The following is a 1,379-nucleotide window of genomic DNA, read 5'->3' as shown; positions in this document are numbered from 1 at the left end:
TGAAGGCTGAGTCGTGATGGCGAGGGAAATTTAGTACCGAAGTCCTTGATTCTACGCTGCCAAGAAAAGCCTCTAGTGAGGAAAGAGGTGCCCGTACCGCAAACCGACACAGGTAGGCGAGGAGAGAATCCTAAGACGATCGGGAGAACTCTCGTTAAGGAACTCGGCAAAATGACCCCGTAACTTCGGGAGAAGGGGTGCTTCCTCGGGTTTATAGCCCAGGGGAGCCGCAGTGAAAAGATCCAAGCGACTGTTTAGCAAAAACACAGGTCTCTGCAAAGCCGTAAGGCGAAGTATAGGGGCTGACACCTGCCCGGTGCTGGAAGGTTAAGAGGAGGGGTTATCCCTTACGGGAGAAGCTCTGAATCGAAGCCCCAGTAAACGGCGGCCGTAACTATAACGGTCCTAAGGTAGCGAAATTCCTTGTCGGGTAAGTTCCGACCCGCACGAAAGGTGCAACGACTTGGATACTGTCTCAACGAGAGACCCGGTGAAATTATAGTACCTGTGAAGATGCAGGTTACCCGCGACAGGACGGAAAGACCCCATGGAGCTTTACTGTAGCCTGATATTGGATTTTGGTACAGCTTGTACAGGATAGGTAGGAGCCATAGAAGTCGGACCGCCAGGTTCGATGGAGGCGTCGGTGGGATACTACCCTGGCTGTACTGACATTCTAACCCAGCACCGTGATCCGGTGCGGAGACAGTGTCAGGTGGGCAGTTTGACTGGGGCGGTCGCCTCCTAAAGTGTAACGGAGGCGCCCAAAGGTTCCCTCAGAATGGTTGGAAATCATTCGCAGAGTGTAAAGGCACAAGGGAGCTTGACTGCGAGACCTACAAGTCGAGCAGGGACGAAAGTCGGGCTTAGTGATCCGGTGGTTCCGCATGGAAGGGCCATCGCTCAACGGATAAAAGCTACCCTGGGGATAACAGGCTTATCTCCCCCAAGAGTCCACATCGACGGGGAGGTTTGGCACCTCGATGTCGGCTCATCGCATCCTGGGGCTGAAGTAGGTCCCAAGGGTTGGGCTGTTCGCCCATTAAAGCGGTACGCGAGCTGGGTTCAGAACGTCGTGAGACAGTTCGGTCCCTATCCGTCGCGGGCGCAGGAAATTTGAGAGGAGCTGTCCTTAGTACGAGAGGACCGGGATGGACACACCGCTGGTGTACCAGTTGTTCCGCCAGGAGCATAGCTGGGTAGCTACGTGTGGAAGGGATAAGTGCTGAAAGCATCTAAGCATGAAGCCCCCCTCGAGATGAGATTTCCCACAGCATTAAGCTGGTAAGATCCCTTAGAGATGATGAGGTAGATAGGTTCGGGGTGGAAGCGTGGCAACACGTGGAGCTGACGAATACTAATCGATCGAGGGCTTAACC

General features: G+C 54.2%; 1 rRNA gene. It reads left to right on the top strand.

What is annotated here, in order from left to right:
* Nucleotides 1-1,379: ribosomal RNA gene (locus tag JI666_RS20855) — 23S ribosomal RNA — on the top strand; the annotation flags it as partial.

Origin of the sequence: Bacillus sp. NTK071 (assembly GCF_017303315.1) — a bacterium.
Taxonomy (GTDB): domain Bacteria; phylum Bacillota; class Bacilli; order Bacillales; family Guptibacillaceae; genus Guptibacillus.
Note: the sequence above shows the minus strand (reverse complement) of the source record. Positions and strands in the feature narration are given on the sequence as shown.